The 15,887-nt window shown below is 67.1% G+C and carries 18 protein-coding genes; 15 read left to right on the top strand and 3 right to left on the bottom strand.

Annotated elements, in window-relative coordinates:
* The first annotated feature begins 72 nt into the window (after window positions 1-72).
* From GTW51_RS07915 to GTW51_RS07905, 3 genes are all read left to right on the top strand, one after another.
* Window positions 73-522: a DUF2383 domain-containing protein gene (locus GTW51_RS07915; RefSeq protein ID WP_163043379.1), complete on the top strand. Its 450-nt coding sequence runs from the start codon at window positions 73-75 to the stop codon at window positions 520-522.
* Between the two features lie 135 nt (window positions 523-657).
* Window positions 658-1,230 (top strand): gamma carbonic anhydrase family protein, encoded by a 573-nt coding sequence (locus GTW51_RS07910; protein ID WP_163043378.1) that lies wholly within the window; start codon window positions 658-660, stop codon window positions 1,228-1,230.
* A 41-nt stretch (window positions 1,231-1,271) separates the two neighbouring features.
* Window positions 1,272-2,387, top strand: a complete 1,116-nt coding sequence (locus tag GTW51_RS07905) for a pyridoxal phosphate-dependent aminotransferase (protein ID WP_163043377.1) — start codon at window positions 1,272-1,274, stop codon at window positions 2,385-2,387.
* Window positions 2,388-2,456: 69 nt separating this feature from the next.
* On the opposite strand, the gene GTW51_RS07900 is transcribed toward GTW51_RS07905, so the two are convergent.
* The gene (locus GTW51_RS07900) at window positions 2,457-2,729 is read right to left on the bottom strand and encodes a sel1 repeat family protein (protein ID WP_246232784.1); all 273 of its coding nucleotides are present in this window, start codon (window positions 2,727-2,729) and stop codon (window positions 2,457-2,459) included.
* A gap of 363 nt (window positions 2,730-3,092) precedes the next feature.
* Here GTW51_RS07900 and GTW51_RS07895 point away from each other — a divergent pair, with 363 nt between their 5' ends.
* Complete coding sequence (locus GTW51_RS07895) at window positions 3,093-3,440, top strand: DUF2147 domain-containing protein (protein ID WP_163043376.1); 348 nt, start codon at window positions 3,093-3,095, stop codon at window positions 3,438-3,440.
* Window positions 3,441-3,826: 386 nt separating this feature from the next.
* Here GTW51_RS07895 and bdcA read toward each other — a convergent pair whose 3' ends face one another.
* Window positions 3,827-4,540 (bottom strand): SDR family oxidoreductase, encoded by a 714-nt coding sequence (gene bdcA, locus GTW51_RS07890; protein WP_163043375.1) that lies wholly within the window; start codon window positions 4,538-4,540, stop codon window positions 3,827-3,829.
* Window positions 4,541-4,613: 73 nt separating this feature from the next.
* On the opposite strand from bdcA, the gene GTW51_RS07885 reads away from it, so the two are divergent.
* The 4 genes from GTW51_RS07885 (at window position 4,614) to GTW51_RS07870 (ending at window position 7,297) form a co-directional block, all read left to right on the top strand.
* Window positions 4,614-5,207 carry a TetR/AcrR family transcriptional regulator gene (locus tag GTW51_RS07885; protein WP_163043374.1) on the top strand — a complete coding sequence of 198 codons (594 nt, stop codon included), beginning with the start codon at window positions 4,614-4,616 and terminating at the stop codon, window positions 5,205-5,207.
* A gap of 528 nt (window positions 5,208-5,735) precedes the next feature.
* A complete protein-coding gene (locus GTW51_RS07880) occupies window positions 5,736-6,236 on the top strand; it encodes a cupin domain-containing protein (protein WP_163043373.1) in 501 nt (166 codons plus the stop codon).
* 281 nt (window positions 6,237-6,517) lie between these two features.
* A complete protein-coding gene (locus GTW51_RS07875) occupies window positions 6,518-6,862 on the top strand; it encodes a DUF2147 domain-containing protein (protein WP_163043372.1) in 345 nt (114 codons plus the stop codon).
* 96 nt (window positions 6,863-6,958) lie between these two features.
* Window positions 6,959-7,297 (top strand): DUF2147 domain-containing protein, encoded by a 339-nt coding sequence (locus GTW51_RS07870; protein ID WP_163043371.1) that lies wholly within the window; start codon window positions 6,959-6,961, stop codon window positions 7,295-7,297.
* A 62-nt stretch (window positions 7,298-7,359) separates the two neighbouring features.
* Here the strand turns inward: GTW51_RS07870 and GTW51_RS07865 are convergent, their stop codons facing one another.
* Window positions 7,360-8,070, bottom strand: coding sequence for a glutathione binding-like protein (locus tag GTW51_RS07865; protein ID WP_163043370.1), 711 nt, complete (start codon window positions 8,068-8,070; stop codon window positions 7,360-7,362).
* Window positions 8,071-8,275: 205 nt separating this feature from the next.
* On the opposite strand from GTW51_RS07865, the gene GTW51_RS07860 reads away from it, so the two are divergent.
* From GTW51_RS07860 to GTW51_RS07830, 7 genes are all read left to right on the top strand, one after another.
* On the top strand, window positions 8,276-8,473 hold the full coding sequence (locus GTW51_RS07860) for a hypothetical protein (protein WP_163043369.1): 198 nt from the start codon (window positions 8,276-8,278) through the stop codon (window positions 8,471-8,473).
* A 46-nt stretch (window positions 8,474-8,519) separates the two neighbouring features.
* Window positions 8,520-10,022, top strand: coding sequence for an AMP nucleosidase (locus tag GTW51_RS07855; protein WP_163043368.1), 1,503 nt, complete (start codon window positions 8,520-8,522; stop codon window positions 10,020-10,022).
* A complete protein-coding gene (locus GTW51_RS07850) occupies window positions 10,019-11,032 on the top strand; it encodes an endonuclease/exonuclease/phosphatase family protein (protein WP_163043367.1) in 1,014 nt (337 codons plus the stop codon). Before GTW51_RS07855 ends, GTW51_RS07850 begins: the two co-directional genes overlap by 4 nt.
* Window positions 11,033-11,239: 207 nt before the next feature.
* A complete protein-coding gene (locus tag GTW51_RS07845) occupies window positions 11,240-13,585 on the top strand; it encodes an AI-2E family transporter (protein WP_163043366.1) in 2,346 nt (781 codons plus the stop codon).
* A gap of 139 nt (window positions 13,586-13,724) precedes the next feature.
* Window positions 13,725-14,363, top strand: coding sequence for a LysE family translocator (locus GTW51_RS07840; RefSeq protein ID WP_163043365.1), 639 nt, complete (start codon window positions 13,725-13,727; stop codon window positions 14,361-14,363).
* A 471-nt stretch (window positions 14,364-14,834) separates the two neighbouring features.
* Window positions 14,835-15,050: a VOC family protein gene (locus GTW51_RS24460; protein WP_343033960.1), complete on the top strand. Its 216-nt coding sequence runs from the start codon at window positions 14,835-14,837 to the stop codon at window positions 15,048-15,050.
* 286 nt (window positions 15,051-15,336) lie between these two features.
* Complete coding sequence (locus GTW51_RS07830) at window positions 15,337-15,783, top strand: DUF1428 domain-containing protein (protein WP_163043364.1); 447 nt, start codon at window positions 15,337-15,339, stop codon at window positions 15,781-15,783.
* Window positions 15,784-15,887 lie beyond the last annotated feature (104 nt).

Here is a 15,887-nt window from a genome sequence, read left to right as displayed (position 1 = left end):
CCGATTCGGGAACGGCTCCCCGGCCGGCCGACTTTTCCTGGCAACCATCAACGGAACGAAGGGAGCTTTCCCATGGCCACCACCGTCGGAAACGAGGTCGAGATCAAGGGTCTCGTCCGCGACCTCATCCTGCTCGAGCGGGACGCGATCGCCGCCTACGAATCCACCATCGAAAAGCTGTCCGACCCGGCGCTCAGCCAGCAGGTCGCGGCCTTCCGGCAGGACCATCTCCAGCATCTCGACGTGCTCAACGAAATCGCCGCCGAGACCGGCGCCGAGGCGCCGCTCGAAGGCGACATGAAGCAGATGCTGACCACCGGCAAGATCGCGCTCGCCAACCTCATGGGTGACGGCGCCATCCTCAAGGCGATGAAGACCAACGAGGACGACACCGTCACCGCCTACGAGCGGGCCGCCTCCCATCCCGATGCGATCGAGAAGTCGCGTGCGTTCTTCGCCAAGGCGCTCGCCGACGAGCGTCGCCACCGCGCCTGGATGGAAGAGACCGCCGCCGCGCTGTAGCGCCGTCTTCCTTGCGGGAAGAATCGAGCCGCCGGTGACACATGTCGCCGGCGGCTTTGCGTTGCGCCCTGCCCGCGCCGCTTGATTCCCGCCGGGAGCTGTCGCAGGGTCCGCTCCAAAAAGCGGGAGGAAACCATGGCGATCTACGCCCTCGATGGCGACAGGCCGGAACTGCCGGAAGACGGCTCGGCGTTCGTTGCGCCCGGCGCGCATGTCATCGGCCGCGTCCGGCTGGGCGCCGATGTCGGCATCTGGTTCGGCGCCGTGCTGCGCGGCGACAACGAATGGATGACCATCGGCGAAGGCTCGAACGTCCAGGACAATTGCTCGCTCCACAGCGATGCGGGCTTTCCGCTGACCATCGGCGCCGGTTGCACGATCGGCCATTCGGCCATCGTCCATGGCTGCACGATCGGCGACAACTCGCTGGTCGGCATGGGCGCGACGATCCTCAACGGCGCGCGCATCGGCAGGAACTCGATCGTCGGCGCCAATGCGCTGGTCACCGAGGGCAAGGAATTTCCCGACAACTCGCTGATCGTCGGCTCGCCGGCCAAGGTTGCGCGCACGCTGGACGAGGCGGCGGCGGAAAAGCTCCGGGCTTCCGCCGCGCATTATGTCCACAATGCCAAGCGGTTCGCCGAAGGGCTGGAACGGCTCGACGAGGTACCCGGCCGGGTCGCCACCGTTCGGACCGCCCGCGCCTGACACCCTCGCCCGCCGTTTCCTCGCCACCGCCGGACCAGACCATGCCGCTCTTCACCGACCTCGCCCGCTCGCTGCCCGCCACCGTGCCCTTCGTCGGGCCGGAAACCATCGAACGCAGAACCGGCGTGCGCTTCAAGGCGCGGCTCGGTGCCAACGAGAGCGTCTTCGGCCCCTCGCCGCTGGTGCTCGAGGCGATGGCTGCGGCGGCCCGGCAGAGCTGGGCCTATGGCGATCCGGAGCACTACGACCTCAAGCAGGCGATCGCCGCCCATCACGGCATCGGGATCGAGAACGTCGCGGTCGGCGAAGGCATCGATGGGCTGCTCGGCCATCTGGTGCATCTCGCCTGCGATCCCGGCGACCGCGTCGTCACCTCGCGCGGCGCCTATCCGACGTTCAACTACCATGTCGCCGGCCACGGCGCGGTGCTCGACTTCGTCCCCTACCGGGGCGACGACCACGAGGACATCGACGCGTTACTCGTACGGGCGAAGGCGGTGCGGCCGAAGCTCCTCTATTTCGCCAATCCGGACAACCCGACCGGCTCCTGGCACGATGCGAACGCCGTCGAGCGGCTCATCGCCGAAACGCCGGAGGAAACGATCCTGGTGCTGGACGAGGCCTATGGCGACCTCGCACCGGCCTCGGCGATGCCGCCGATCACGCTGATGCGGCCGAACCTTCTGCGCTTCCGCACCTTCTCCAAGGCCTACGGCATGGCCGGCGTGCGCGTCGCCTATGCGGTGGGCGAGCCCGAGACCGTCGCGCAATTCGACAAGGTGCGAAACCATTTCGGCGTGTCGCGGATGGCGCAGGCCGGCGCCGTCGCGGCGCTCGCCGACCAGGCCTATCTGGAAGCCACCGTGGCTAAGATCATCGCGGCCCGATCGCAGCTTGCCGCCATCGCGACGCGGCTGGGGCTGCGGCCGCTGCCCTCGGCGACCAATTTCGTCGCCATCGATTGCGGCGGCGATGGGGTGCGTGCGCGGGCAATCCTCGACGGCGTATTGCGCCGCGGCGTCTTCATCCGCATGCCGGGCGTCGCGCCGCTCGACCGGATGATCCGCGTCACCGTCGGGACCGAGGCCGATATGGCGCTGCTGGAGACCGCGCTGGAAGCTGCCCTCGACGAGGTCGGCGCGCCGCAGGCGGCATGAGCCGGACAGCGGCTGGGAGCCTCAGCGATCTCTGATCCTGATTCAGGATTGGCCGGCAAGTCGCTGATGTCAGTGGCGCGTCAGCCACTCGCGGGCCGAGCGGAGCGCCGTGGCGATCTCGCTCCTGGTCATCTGCCCCGCCATGTCCTGGCGGTGGAAGGCGGCGCGTTCGCAGCCCTTCCGGTCGGCGAGGTTGAAATACATGTGCGCCGCCACGCGGTCGACCGCGCCATCGCGCCCCAAGGCGGCGCGCATGCCGAGATCGAACAGGAGGTCGGCGCCGACGAACAGCGCGCCGTTGGCGGCCTCGTCGGCGTAGTTCTGGAAATCGATGCGAGCCATGTTTCTTCGCGTCCCTGTCGCTCTTGATCGTTGGCTTTCGATGGACAGAAGAATGACCGGCGCGGCTGAAGAGCTACTTAAAGTTTGAGCTTAATTGGTCCTGAACGCCGGCCGCCCGCAACGCTGCAGCATGTGCCGGCAAGGCCCTGAAATACTTCGGCTAATCATATCCACGGATCGACCCGGGGCGCATCCGTCGTTCACCCGGCGATAACCCTGCCGATCGATCGGCAAGTCTCCACCTGCCCGCTTCGGCCGCCGCACGCCCCGTGTTGCGCTTTCGAGCGGTTGGGTTACTCTTACGTTCAGGGAAGCAACGGCTTCGGGAGCAGCCGGCGTCCCCATCAACGGGAGGAATGATCCATGAAGCAACTGATGTTTGCCGCCGCCGCCTTCGGCCTGGCCCTGACGGGCGCCGCCGCTGCCGATCCGATCGAGGGCAAGTGGAAGATGCCGTCCGGTTACGACGCGCAGATCGCGCCCTGCTCGGGCGGCTTCTGCCTGACCTACGTGACCGGTCCCCACAAGGGAAAGACCTTCGGCCAGATGGCGCCGGCCGGCAACGGCCAGTACTCGGGCACGGTCACCGACTACACCAAGGGCGGCAAGCAGTATTCCGGCAAGGGTCAGCTGTCCGGCTCGACCCTGTCGATCTCCGGCTGCGTCCTCGGCGGCCTGATCTGCCGTTCGCAGACGCTCAACCGGATCTGAGCGCGGGTAGCGCGGGCGGGGTTCGCGCGGCTCGGCTGGAACCGGAGCCGTCTTGCGCGGGGGGCTGCTGACACACCCCCCTCTGCCTGCCGGCATCTCCCCCACAAGGGGGGAGATCGAGAGGTCGGCGCCGCGCATCCTTTTCGGTTGGCGGCGCATGGCGGAAGCTCCGAAGGAGCGGACCTGACCTCGGCGACCGCTACAACCCTCGGTTTTCGCGGACGCGTTGAAGCGTCGATCTCCCCCCTTGTGGGGGAGATGGGCGGCAGCCCAGAGGGGGGTATCCCCGCCTGCCGCCTTTCCTGACGACCTGTCGTCGCCGCTCCGCGCAACGCACCCATGGTGACAGGAGCGTCGAGTCCAACCGTCCCCCTGGAAGCCGCAGGCTATGCGCCGAAGGCGCCGTCGATCGTGTGCATGGCGCCGGTCACGAAGCCGGCCTCCGGCCCGGCGAGCCATGCCACCATCCCGGCGACCTCCTCGGGCCGCCCGTGGCGCTTGATCGCCATGAAGCTGTGCATCAGGTCCTTCATCGGCCCGTCCGCGGGGTTCGCATCGGTATCGATCGGCCCGGGCTGCACCACGTTGATCGTGATGCCGCGCGGCCCGAAGTCCCGCGCCAGCCCTCGCGCCATTCCCTGCAGGGCGGACTTGCTGACCGCGTAGGAGGCCATGCCCGCAATGGGCATCCGGTCGCCGTTGACCGACCCGATCACGATGATCCGGCCGCCCTCGGGCATCTGCCGCGCCGCTTCGACCGAGGCGTGGTAAGGGGCGTGGACATTGACCCGGAACAGCCGGTCGATCGCGTCCGGATCCTGTTCCAGTGGGTCACCGAGGACTGCGAACCCGGAATTCACCACCAGCACGTCCAGCGGGCCGCTGTCGCGGACGCGCGCGATCACCGCGTCCCGGTCGGCGCTGTCTGTCTGGGCCGCGGTGCTGCCGGTCTCCGCTGCGAGCTGCTCGGCCGCCTCGCGCGAGCCGGCATAGGTGAAGGTCACCGCCGCGCCATCGGCCGCAAACCGCCGCACGATGGCGGCGCCGATCCCGCGGCTGCCGCCGAGAACCAATACGGACTTTCCTTCGAATGCGGCCATCGGGCCCTCCTTGCGATTAACTTAAGGAGCACTACATAAATCTTCGAAATCATACCCGTCAAGGTATTTTGTAATGGACCGTACAAATACTCCGCGCCGGCGCGGCCGCCCCCGTGGCTTCGATCCCGACGAGGCCGTCGCCACCGCCCAGCAGCTCTTCCATGCGCGCGGCTACGATGCGGTCAGCGTCGCGGATCTGACCGAGGCGCTCGGCATCAACCCGCCGAGCTTCTACGCCGCGTTCGGCAACAAGCCCGGGCTCTATGCCCGCGTCCTCGAGCGCTATGCCGACACCGGTGCGCTTCCGTTGGCCGAGCTGCTGCGGCCCGACCGTCCCGTTGCCGTGTGTCTTCTCGCCTTGCTGGAGGAAGCCGCCCGCCGCTACGCCGCCGATCCCGCCGCCGCAGGCTGCGTGGTGGTCGAAGGGACCCGCTGCAGCGATCCGAAGGCGCGCGCGGCGGCCCTCGTCTTCAACCTCGCCGCGGAGGCGGCGATCCGGCAATACGTCGCCGCCCGTTATCCCGCGGACGCCGAGCGGGTGACCGACTTCGTCAGCACCACCATGTTCGGGCTCTCCGCCAAGGCCCGTAACGGCCACAGCCTCGACCAGCTGCTCGCCACCGCCCGCCTCGCCGGCCTCTCCCTCGCGCAGGCGCTTCCCGACTGAAGGAGCGCGGGGCGGCCGGGGGCCGCGTCGGAATCAGGTCGCTGCTCCATGATTGGCGCGTCCGGGTGGAGGCCAGCCGGCCGGTCAACGGGTCTTCTCTGTCTTACGCCGCCACTTCAGCGCTGCGCCTCTCGATACCCCCCTCTGCCTACCAGCATCTCCCCCACAAGGGGGGAGATCGATAGGACCGGTCTCGGGGCTCACCCGTCCAGACCTGGCGCCATATGCCGGGCCTTCTGGAGAGGCGCGCCATGTGGCGAGCCTCTGGAGAGATCACGTCGACTAAAGCAACGTCAGGGACGCCGGCGATTTCAGAAGGCACCGAAGCCTCGATCTCCCCCCTTGTGGGGGGGATGCCGGCAGGCAGAGGGGGGTGGCCTGCCACTGTGCTCCCTCCGGAAATCCGTCCGTCCCGCCGCCCGACCTATCGGTTGCGATTGAAACACCAAACTCGGCTGTCGAAGCCGCGGCGTAACGCGAGGCCTTCAGGCTTGGCGCCGTGTCAATCATCCGAGGAAGGACAGTCGTTTGAACATCTCGACAAGCATGATGCCCGCCGCTCCCGCAGCCGGCAGCGAATGGTGGGAGGTTACGCCGGGCGAGCGCTTCATCATCCGCACCTCCGCCGCGGACACCGGCGGCCTCTACACGATGCTCGAGATCGTCGCCGACCCTCGCAACGGCGTGCCCCTCCATGTGCACGCCAACGAGGAGGAACACTTCGTCGTTCTGGAAGGCAGCGTCCACCTCACCAGCGGCGACCAGACCTTCGAACTGTCGGCGGGCGACTCCGTGACCGTCAAACGGGGAACGCCCCACGCATGGGGAAATCTGTCCGACAACATCGTCCGCATGTTGATCGTTTTCTCGCCCGGCAATCTCGAGAGAACCTTCCGGCTTATCGGCACCCTGAAGGGAGAGGATCTCGCCGCGGTCCTGGCATCCAACGAAAGCGATGGCTCCACGGTCGTCGGGCCGCCGCCCTTCGACAACATCTATTCCGTCGTATCCCCTCGCCCCCGGCCTTAGGCGCCGTGCGCAAGGGGCCTCGGGTCTGCGGGTTGGGGCGGCCTGAATTCATCGTGACGGCCGAAACGTCCGCGACTTCGCAAGGCACCGAAGCCTCGATCTCCCCCCTTGTGGGGGAGATGCCGGCAGGCAGAGGGGGGTGGCGAGCCGCAAATTCCACGCGACATCTCGCCACTCCTCCAACCGGACATCGTCCTCCGTCGCATTTTCAACGGATTGACGCGAGAAACCCTCCGGTGACTGCGCCCCGACATGGGCCGATCCAGCCAGGAGCTTTCGCCATGACCCTCGCCCGTCTCGCCTTCGCGGCCATCGTCTCGTTCGGCCTCGCTGGCACCGCCTCGGCCGAGGCCATCACCGGCGACTGGCTGACCGAGAACGGCGAACGCGTGACGGTGGCGCCGTGCGGCAACGGCTTCTGCTCGACGGTCGCCACCGGCACCTATCAGGGCCAGCGCATCGCCGAGGTCTCAGGTGCCGGGCCGGAATATCCGGGCACGATCACCGATCCCCGCGCCGGCAAGACCTACAAGGGCTCGATGACGGTGCGCGGCGACGCGCTCGATCTCAAGGGCTGCCTGATGGAGATGTTCTGCAAGACCGTGCAGAGCTGGCGCCGGCCGTAAGGGTCTTGCCGCGAGCGTGATCGGCCGCGCCGCAACCCGGCGGCGCGATGCGCATTGTCGTTGCGAATAAAGCCAATCATCAGACAGGACGACGACATGAAGAGGTTTGCGCTCGCCGCGATGGCGGTCTTGAGTCTATCGACGGCTTCGCTTGCGGCGGAGCCCATTCTCGGCAAATGGCGCGCCCCCGGCGGCGGCATCGTCGAGGTCAGCGCCTGCGGCGGTGCCTTCTGCGCCGAGGTGATCTCCGGCCAGCACGCCGGCAAGCCGGCCGGCCAGATGAGCAGCAACGGCAGCAGCTACGAGGGGACGGTCACCGATCCCCGCGACGACCGCACCTATCAGGGCACGGCGGTGATCGAGGGCAACCAGCTCAATCTCACCGGCTGCGCCCTCAGCATCTTCTGCAAGACGCAGGTGTGGGTCCGCGCCTGACCGACGCCCTTCGTTCGGCGTGAAAGGCACCCGGGGACAGGCTCCCCGGGTGCCTTTTTCGTTCAGCCGCGCGAGCGTTGCCCGAACAGCACCGACTGGGCGTCCTTGTTGGCGGCGAGATTGAGTTTTTCCCGCTCGGCCTTGCCGACTTCCAACCCCTTGGCGACGGCCGGCCGCGCCATGACTTCCTCGAACCAACGCTTCAGGTTCGGGAAATCCTCGATGTCCTGGCCCTGGTCCTTGTAGGGCTTCACCCAGCCGATCGACGCCATGTCGGCGATCGAGTACTCCGCGCCGCCGAGATAGCGGTTCTCCTCGAGCCGCTTGTTCATCACGCCGTAGAGGCGGTTCACCTCGTTGGTGTAGCGGTCGATGCCGTAGGCTATCTTCTCCGGCGCGTAATTGCGGAAATGATGCGCCTGGCCGGCCATCGGCCCGAGCCCGCCGATCTGCCAGAACAGCCATTCCTCGACCGCGACGCGCGCCCGCTCCTCGGCGGGATAGAACTTGCCGAACTTGCGGCCGAGATATTGCAGGATCGCACCGGATTCGAAGACCGAGATCGGCCCGCCCGGCCCCTCCGGATCGACGATCGCCGGCATCCGGTTGTTCGGCGCGATCGCCAGGAATTCCGGCTTGAACTGGTCGCCGGCGCCGATGTTGACGTAGTGGACCGCGTAGGGAACGCCGAGTTCCTCCAGCATGATGGAGATCTTCCAGCCGTTCGGCGTCGGCCAATAATGGAGCTCGATCGGTTCGTTCTGGGTCTGCATCGCTGGTTCCTTCGCCTTGAGCATGTAACGGCACCGTCACACGCGATTGATTGTGTCCGGATACGAGCTAGTGTCGCAAGGGCGTCGACAAGGGTGGCGAGTCGCCGACGCAGCGTTCACATGGGGCGAAGCGGCAAGGCGGCTGTTCAGCCCCGGTTCAGTGAGGACGTGCATTTGTGGCAGAAATGCACTAGGAGTGTGGCTCATGGTGACCAGACTAACCGTCACGACCGTGCTGATCGCCCTTTTCGGGATCGCCTTCAGCACGCTCGCCCAGAACGCGACGATCCGTCCCGGCAGCGCCTTTGCTTCCATTGCCGGGGCAGACTGCAAGTACAGCACCGGCATCGTCTGCCCGATCGAGCGGGAAACCCCGCCGACACCGTCCCGGGCAAATTTCTAGCCGCCGTCGTCTTCTCCGCGCCATGGCTCGCGGCTAAACAAATGTCATGACAACGCTTTTCCCCTCTCCGGGCGAACCCGGTTTCGAGACGCCTCCCGTTGCGCCGCGCCATCACTACGATGACGCCGCCGAGGCCGTGGCCGAGCTGAAGCGGCTCTATGCGCGTTCGGTGGCGTTCCTCTCGGACAGCTTTGCCGCGGTGCTGGAAGCCGGCTCGGCGGGAACCCGCTTCCGGGCCTATTATCCCGAGATCGCCATCGCCACGGCGACGCATGCGCGGATCGATTCCCGCCTCGCCTTCGGCCATCTGCCGCGGCCCGGCCGTTATGCGACGACGGTCACGCGGCCGGACCTCTTCGAGCGCTATCTCACCGAACAGATCGCCCTCCTCATCCGCAATCACGGCCAAGCGGTGACGGTCGGCGATTCCACCACGCCGATCCCGCTGCATTTCGCCTTCCCCGAGGGCTCCTATGTCGACGGCTCGCTGGCCGAGCGCCTCGACCGGCCGCTGCGCGACATCTTCGACGTGCCCGATCTCGAGGCGACGGACGACCGCATCGTCAACGGCAATTTCGAGCCGCAGCCGGGCGAGCCGATGCCGCTGGCGCCGTTCACCGCGCAGCGCGTCGACTATTCGCTGCACCGTCTCGCCCACTACACGGCGACGCAGCCGGCGCATTTCCAGAACTACGTGCTGTTCACGAATTACGGCTTCTATGTCGACGAGTTCTGCATGCTGGCACGCGAGATGATGGCGCGCGGCGGCATGGGCTATTCCGGCTTCGTCGAGCCGGGCGACCTGGAGACGCTTCCCGGCGCGCAGGAGCCGCCCGAGGGCGTCGCCCCGCTGCGCCTGCCGCAGATGCCGGCCTATCACCTCAAGCGCGCCGACGGGCACGGCATCACCATGGTGAATATCGGCGTCGGACCCTCCAACGCCAAGACGATCACCGACCATATCGCGGTGCTGCGCCCGCATGCCTGGATCATGCTCGGCCACTGCGCGGGCCTGCGCAACTCGCAGGAGCTCGGCGACTACGTCCTCGCCCACGCCTATGTGCGCGAGGACCACGTGCTCGACGCCGACCTGCCGATCTGGGTGCCGATCCCGGCGCTGGCCGAGGTGCAGGTGGCGCTGGAAAAGGCGGTCGAGGAGGTGACGGGCCTCTCCGGCTACGAGCTGAAGAAGATCATGCGCACCGGCACAGTGGCGACGATCGACAACCGCAACTGGGAGCTGCGCGACCACAAGGAGCCGGTCGAGCGCCTGTCGCAGTCGCGCGCCATCGGCCTCGACATGGAATCGGCGACGATCGCCGCCAACGGCTTCCGCTTCCGGGTGCCCTACGGCACGCTGCTCTGCGTCTCCGACAAGCCGCTGCATGGCGAACTGAAGCTGCCCGGCATGGCGACGGAATTCTACAAGCGGCAGGTCTCGCAGCATCTGCGGATCGGCATGCGGGCGCTCGAGCTGATGTCGGAAATGCCGAGCGAGCGGGTGCATTCGCGCAAGCTGCGGTCGTTCCACGAGACCGCGTTCCAGTGACGGCAGCCATCCGCAAGTCCCCGGCGGCACCAGGCCGCATCGTCCGCACGCTGCTGCTTGCCGTCAGCCTCGTCGCGGTGCTGACGCTCGTCGCCGGCTTCTTCGGCGAAATCGTGCCGTTCTTCGATTCGCTGGCGCACTTCAGAGCCCATCTGGCGGTGCTGCTGATTGCTGCCGGCATGGTGCTGATGACCACCGGCGCGGCGGGGACGGGGCTGGCCGCCGGCATCGTCGGCGGGCTCGGCCTGGTCAGCGTCGCCACGACGATATTTCCGTCGCCCGCTCCCCCCGAGGTCCAGCCGACGACGGCGCAATACACGCTGCTGCAGATGAACCTTCGCTGGAACGCGGAGGACCGGGAAGGGGCGCTGCGGCTCGTCGGCCGCCTGCAGCCCGACGTCATCGCGCTCGAGGAAGCCGGCGAGGATTGGCGCCCGCTGCTGGATTCGCTCGCGGAACGCTACCCGCATCGCTTCGACTGCGGCGAGCCGACGTCGTTCGGCCAGCTGGCGCTCCTGTCGCGGCGCAATTTCGTGCCCGGCGACCCCGGCACCTGCAACGCCTATGACGGGTTTCTGAGCCGCACGGTTCACTTCAACGGCAGTCCCGTGACGCTGGCGATCCAGCATCTGCGCTGGCCCTGGCCGGGCCGGCAACGGCAGCAGATCGAGCGGCTGGGGTCGACGCTCCAGGCCCTTCCGGCCCCGGTGCTGATCGCCGGCGACTTCAATGCTACTCCATGGAGCGCCGCCCTCGCCCGCTATGCGGCGCTCTCCGGCACGCGCATCGTGCTGCATGTCGGGCCGACCTGGCTGCCGCGGCCGCTGACGCCGTGGCTGGCGCCCTATGCCGGCCTGCCGATCGACAATTTCCTCGCCAGCGAGGCGATCGAGATCGTCGGCGTCGAGCGGCAGGACGCCACCGGGTCGGACCATCTGCCGGTGCTGCTCACCTTCGCCGTGCCGCCGGCCGTGACGGTCGAGCCGGCAGTGGAGACGGCGGCGCGCTGACAGGGTCCCGTTGGCCGTCGAAGTGGCGGCGATCCCCACCATTGATGGCTTGCGCCTCTATCCCCATCGATCCTTGAAAAATCGACCACCGCCCTGCGGAAATAGCGGAACAGGCGACCGTCGGCTTAGTTGAGGTCCGTGGCTGTCTCCGCGATCCGATGCGGGCATTGCGCGACCACGGCGATCTTGCCGTCGATGGAGGAAGCCTTGCGCGGGACACAGCCTGGTGACACCCCGCAGCCGGCTGCGGCGGATCCATTCGACATCGTGCGCGTCGCGGCCTGGCTGGCCGTCACGTCGATCATCGTCGCGGCGTTGTATCTCGGACAGAACGTCCTCACGCCGCTGGCCATAGCCTTCCTGATCGGCTTCGCGCTGAAGCCGCTGGTCACCTGGCTGACGCGGCGCGGGCTGCCGCGGGCTCTGTCGGTGATCGCCGTCATCCTCACGCTCGCCATGCTTCTCACGGCCTTCGGCTTCCTCGTCGCGTCGCAGCTGGGGACGCTGAGCGCCCAGCTGCCGGCCTACCAGACCACCATCCGCGAGAAGATCCGCGACGTCGGCGAGAGCGTCCGCGCGCCGGGCATGTTCGACGGGGTCATGCGCACCGTCGACTCGGTGCAGGAGGAAGTCGCGACGGAGGAGTCGGAGATCGTCCCGCCGCTGCGCGTCCAGGTGGTGGGGTCCGAGCGGCAGCCCCTCGAGACCGCCCTCGAATGGCTCACCCCGGCGCTGGAGCCGCTGGCGACCGCCGGCATCGTCATCGTCTTCCTGTTCCTCGTCCTGCTCGACCGCGGCGACATGCGCGACCGGCTGATCCGGCTGCTCGGCGGCAATCTGCATCAGTCCACCGACGCGCTGGAGGATGCCGCCAAGCGGATCTCAAAATATCTCCTGATGCAGGTCATCGTGAACGTCTCCTACGGCGTGCCGATGGCGCTCGGGCTGTGGTTCATCGGGGTCCCGGGCTGGCTGCTGTGGGGCGCGCTGGCCGCGGTGCTGCGGTTCATCCCGTATCTCGGGCCGCTGCTGTCGTCGGTGTTCCCGCTGGCGCTGGCCTTCGCTGTCGGCGACGGCTGGGAAATGGTGATCTGGACCCTCGCGCTGATCCTGTTCCTCGAGCTGATCAGCAACAACATCGTCGAGCCGATGCTCTACGGGACCAGCACCGGGCTGTCGGCGATGTCGCTGATCGCCGCGGCGACGTTCTGGACCGCCCTCTGGGGGCCGATCGGGCTGATCCTCTCCACGCCTCTGACGGTCTGCCTGCTGGTGCTCGGACGCGGCAATCCGCAGCTCGGCTTCCTCGACACGCTGCTCGGTTCGACCCCGGTCCTCGACGTGCCGACGCGGATCTACCAGCGGCTGATCGCCGACAAGCCGGAGGACGCGATCGAGATCGTTGACGATACGATCGAGGACGACGACGTCGTCGAATTCTACAACGACCACGGCATCGAGGTGCTTCGCAAGGTCAGCGAGGACTATCTGAGCAACGCACGGCCCGAGCATCGCCAGCGTGTGTTCAACGGCATGGACGCGCTGCTCGACGATCTGAAGGAGGAATATCCCCCGGTGATCGATCCGGCCGAGGCGCCCCGGATCGCCTGCATCGGCGGGCGCTGGGAGATCGACAGCCTCGCCTGCGAGATGCTCGTCCATGCGCTGGGGCTGGAGGGCCTGCCCGCCGTGGAGCGCCGCGAGGGGGTGGTCAGCACCCGCTACGTCAACGATCTCGACCTCGACGGGATCGACCTCGTCTGCATCAGCTTCTTCAGCCGCGAGCCCGCGACCGCGATCAAGGCCTTCTGCCGGCGGCTGCGCAATCGCTGGCCCGGCAGGCGGATCGTCGTCGCCCTGTGGAACGCCCCGCCCGCGATCCTGGAGCCGGGTGCCATCGCGGCGCTCGGCGCCGACGAGGTGGTGACGACGGTGCAGGAGGCGGTCCTGCGCATCCAGCGGATGGTCGCGCCGGAGACTTCCCGCGAGCACCGGGCCGCGGACCTGCCGGAGAACGACGCGGCGCGGGTCGAGGCGCTGCTGGCGACCAACATCCTGGACGGCCACGCCCGCGAGGAGCTCGACGCCCTGAGCAAGCGGGCGGCGGCGGTCTTCGACGTGAAGTTCGCGGTGATCTCCGTCCTGAGCGCGGCGAAGGAGCACGTCGTCGGCAAGAGCATCGACCTCTCCGGCATGCGGGACGGGGCGATCCCGCGCGACCAGGCCCTCTCCGCCTACGCGGTCGCAGAGGACGAGTTGCTCGTCGTCGGCGACACCAAGCGCGACCCGCGCTTTGCCGACCACGCGCAACTGAGGCTGTGGGGGACCAGCTTCTTCGCCGCCGCCCCGCTGAAGACGGCGGACGGCATGGTGCTCGGCGCGCTCAGCCTCCTCGACATGAGCCCGCGCAAGATGTCGGAGGAGGAACTGACCCTCTTGGAATCCATGGCGGCGGCCGTCGTCGCGGTCATCACCGGCGAGGACGCCATCGAGCCGCCGCCGCGCGAGTCGGAAAAACCCTCGACGGCCGTCGCCCAGCCGGTTCCGGACTGATCGGGCCGGCCGGCCGGGCGCGCCGCACCGGGCGGCTTGCTGGAAGGATCGAACCCGGCAGCCACTCTCCCCGGTTGGCAGACCCACGGCGCCATGCTTCATTAGCCGCCGCGCACGGGGCGCCGGAACGGACGAGACGATGGGCTTATCGAACCTCCTGGCCTTCGCCCTGGCGACGTTCTTCCTGGTCTCCTCCCCCGGCCCCAATGGTGCGCTGATCGCCCGGACCGTCCCGACCTCCGGCGTTCCCGCCGCCTTCGCCAACGTCGCCGGCTTCTTCACGGCGTTCTGGGTCCACGGAACGCTGTCGGTCCTCGGCCTGTCGGTCATCATCATGCAGTCGGCGACGGCGTTCGCGATCGTGAAATATGTCGGCGCCGCCTATCTGTGCTGGATCGGCCTCAAGTCCCTCTACGAAGCATTCGTGCAGAAGCGGACCCTGCCCGATGCGCCGCCGGCGCGCCCCGCCCGCTCGCTCCGCGGCGCCTATCTCGACGGGCTCCTGACCAACGGGCTGAACCCCAAGGTCTCGATGTTCTATCTGGCGCTGTTCCCGCAGTTCATCCCGGCCGGCGACCACCCGGTCGCATCGGCCTACGTGCTGGTGGCGATCCATTCGCTGATCAACGTCGCCTGGTTCACCGTGGTGATCCTCCTCTTCGCCCGCCTCGCCACCTTCACCCGCTCCGGCGGCTTCCAGCGCGGCCTCAAGGGCGCGACGGGCGTGGTCTTCCTCGGCTTCGGGGTCAATCTGGCGCGGTTCCGGCCGGTGGGGTGATGGGCGGAGGCTGTTCGCGGTGGCGCGACCGCCGCGGGCCACGCGGTCAGGCAGCGACATTGGTCCTCTTCCGACCCATCTCGGCCTTTCAGCCTCCTTTGACCGCAACCCGAAAGCCGCCATTCGGAGGGCATCCGGCTTTAGTCTCGGATGGGCCGATGCAGACAGTCAGCTTCTAGCCCCTCTGAAGGAGAAGCCGCCATGCCCATTTGACAAACATCATTTTACGTTGATATCAACGTAATAAAGAGGCTCTGGGAATCGATCGGGAGGGAGACCTGCTATGCTTTCGCACAAGACCTCGTCCGCCATTCTTGCCGTCTCCGACATTGCCCGGGTCCGTGCCTTCTATGGCACCACCCTCGGCCTTTCCGCCGTCGAGGATGGCGACGACGTCGTCGTCTACCGCACCGGACCAACCCGGCTCGTCGTCTACCGCTCAGACGGGCGGGAACTAACCGAGCCAATGCGGTGGTGTTCGACGCAGCCGGCGAGATCGAGGCCATCGTCGCGGCTCTGGTTCAGAAGGGCGTTGCCTTCGAGCGCTATGAGATGGAAGGCGCCACCTACCGCGACGGTATCCACTATTCAGACGGCATGAAAATGGTCTGGTTCAAGGACCCAGACGGCAACATCCTCCATATCAATGAGATGCCTGGAACAAACGCCGAGGCGGAGGCAAGATGATGAACCCGGATTTCCTCGCGGGCTCGCTTTCGTTACCATCGACAACTGGCTGCGGCCGCTATAGCAGGCTTCGCTTGCGACCTCAGGCTGCGCTGAATGTCAGAGCAGGCAAGTTCTCCCGCGACGCGGACCTCCTGCCGCTAGCCGAACACGCCTGTCCTCCGGCAGACGGTCAGGTACGACCCGCGGGCTCAGGTCGGCGGTCCTCATCGTCGCGGACCTCGAAAAGGGTCTGCCCTGAGCAACCCGTCCAACCCCCCCATTGCCCGAACAGAAGGAGACGCCGATGGCATACGTCATGGGATGCGTGATCCCCGTCGAGGGATCGAACCGCGAGCGCTTTGTGGAACAGGCGGAGAAGGCTGCCCCCTTCTTTCGCGAGTTCGGCGCTAAGAGCGTCATCGATGCGGTCGGCGACGATGTGCCGAAGGGCGAGGTGACCGACTTCCATCGCTCCGTTGCGGCAAAGGACGGCGAGCTCATCGCGTTCGGATGGATCGCCTGGCCGGACAAGGTGACCAAGGATGCCGCAGAGACGGCAATGATGGCCGACCCCCGTATGGACATTTCCGACATGGCCTTCGACGGTAAGCGGATGATCTTCGGCGGGTTCGAGCCGGTGGTCGACGAGGGTCCTGGCGGCGCTTTCGGCTATGTCGACGGCTTCGTCCTCGCTGTACCTACGGCCGATCAAGCCGTCTTCGTGCAGCTGTTGATTTCCACTGAGAGCTGACCCAGGATTTCCATCAAGAACTGACCCGGCTTAGATGATGTTGGACTGGTCAGGTGGTGGTCAAGTTCCGTGTTTTCTCTTTCGTCGGTTTCTCGCATTTGGCC

It is taken from the genome of Aurantimonas aggregata, from assembly GCF_010500835.1.
Classification (GTDB): Bacteria; Pseudomonadota; Alphaproteobacteria; order Rhizobiales; family Rhizobiaceae; genus Aurantimonas; species Aurantimonas aggregata.
This window is presented reverse-complemented; position numbering and strand designations above follow the sequence as displayed.

Excerpts from the sequence above, each read along its gene's own strand:
- GTW51_RS07885 (WP_163043374.1), top strand. The coding sequence starts at position 4,614 with ATGGACCGTACAAATACTCCGCGCCGGCGCGGCCGCCCCCGTGGCTTC.
- bdcA (WP_163043375.1), bottom strand. The coding sequence starts at position 4,540 with ATGGCCGCATTCGAAGGAAAGTCCGTATTGGTTCTCGGCGGCAGCCGC.
- GTW51_RS07870 (WP_163043371.1), top strand. The coding sequence starts at position 6,959 with ATGAAGAGGTTTGCGCTCGCCGCGATGGCGGTCTTGAGTCTATCGACG.
- GTW51_RS07875 (WP_163043372.1), top strand. The coding sequence starts at position 6,518 with ATGACCCTCGCCCGTCTCGCCTTCGCGGCCATCGTCTCGTTCGGCCTC.
- GTW51_RS07895 (WP_163043376.1), top strand. The coding sequence starts at position 3,093 with ATGAAGCAACTGATGTTTGCCGCCGCCGCCTTCGGCCTGGCCCTGACG.
- GTW51_RS07840 (WP_163043365.1), top strand. The coding sequence starts at position 13,725 with ATGGGCTTATCGAACCTCCTGGCCTTCGCCCTGGCGACGTTCTTCCTG.
- GTW51_RS07860 (WP_163043369.1), top strand. The coding sequence starts at position 8,276 with ATGGTGACCAGACTAACCGTCACGACCGTGCTGATCGCCCTTTTCGGG.
- GTW51_RS07910 (WP_163043378.1), top strand. The coding sequence starts at position 658 with ATGGCGATCTACGCCCTCGATGGCGACAGGCCGGAACTGCCGGAAGAC.
- GTW51_RS07830 (WP_163043364.1), top strand. The coding sequence starts at position 15,337 with ATGGCATACGTCATGGGATGCGTGATCCCCGTCGAGGGATCGAACCGC.
- GTW51_RS07915 (WP_163043379.1), top strand. The coding sequence starts at position 73 with ATGGCCACCACCGTCGGAAACGAGGTCGAGATCAAGGGTCTCGTCCGC.
- GTW51_RS07900 (WP_246232784.1), bottom strand. The coding sequence starts at position 2,729 with ATGGCTCGCATCGATTTCCAGAACTACGCCGACGAGGCCGCCAACGGC.
- GTW51_RS07905 (WP_163043377.1), top strand. The coding sequence starts at position 1,272 with ATGCCGCTCTTCACCGACCTCGCCCGCTCGCTGCCCGCCACCGTGCCC.
- GTW51_RS07855 (WP_163043368.1), top strand. The coding sequence starts at position 8,520 with ATGACAACGCTTTTCCCCTCTCCGGGCGAACCCGGTTTCGAGACGCCT.
- GTW51_RS07865 (WP_163043370.1), bottom strand. The coding sequence starts at position 8,070 with ATGCAGACCCAGAACGAACCGATCGAGCTCCATTATTGGCCGACGCCG.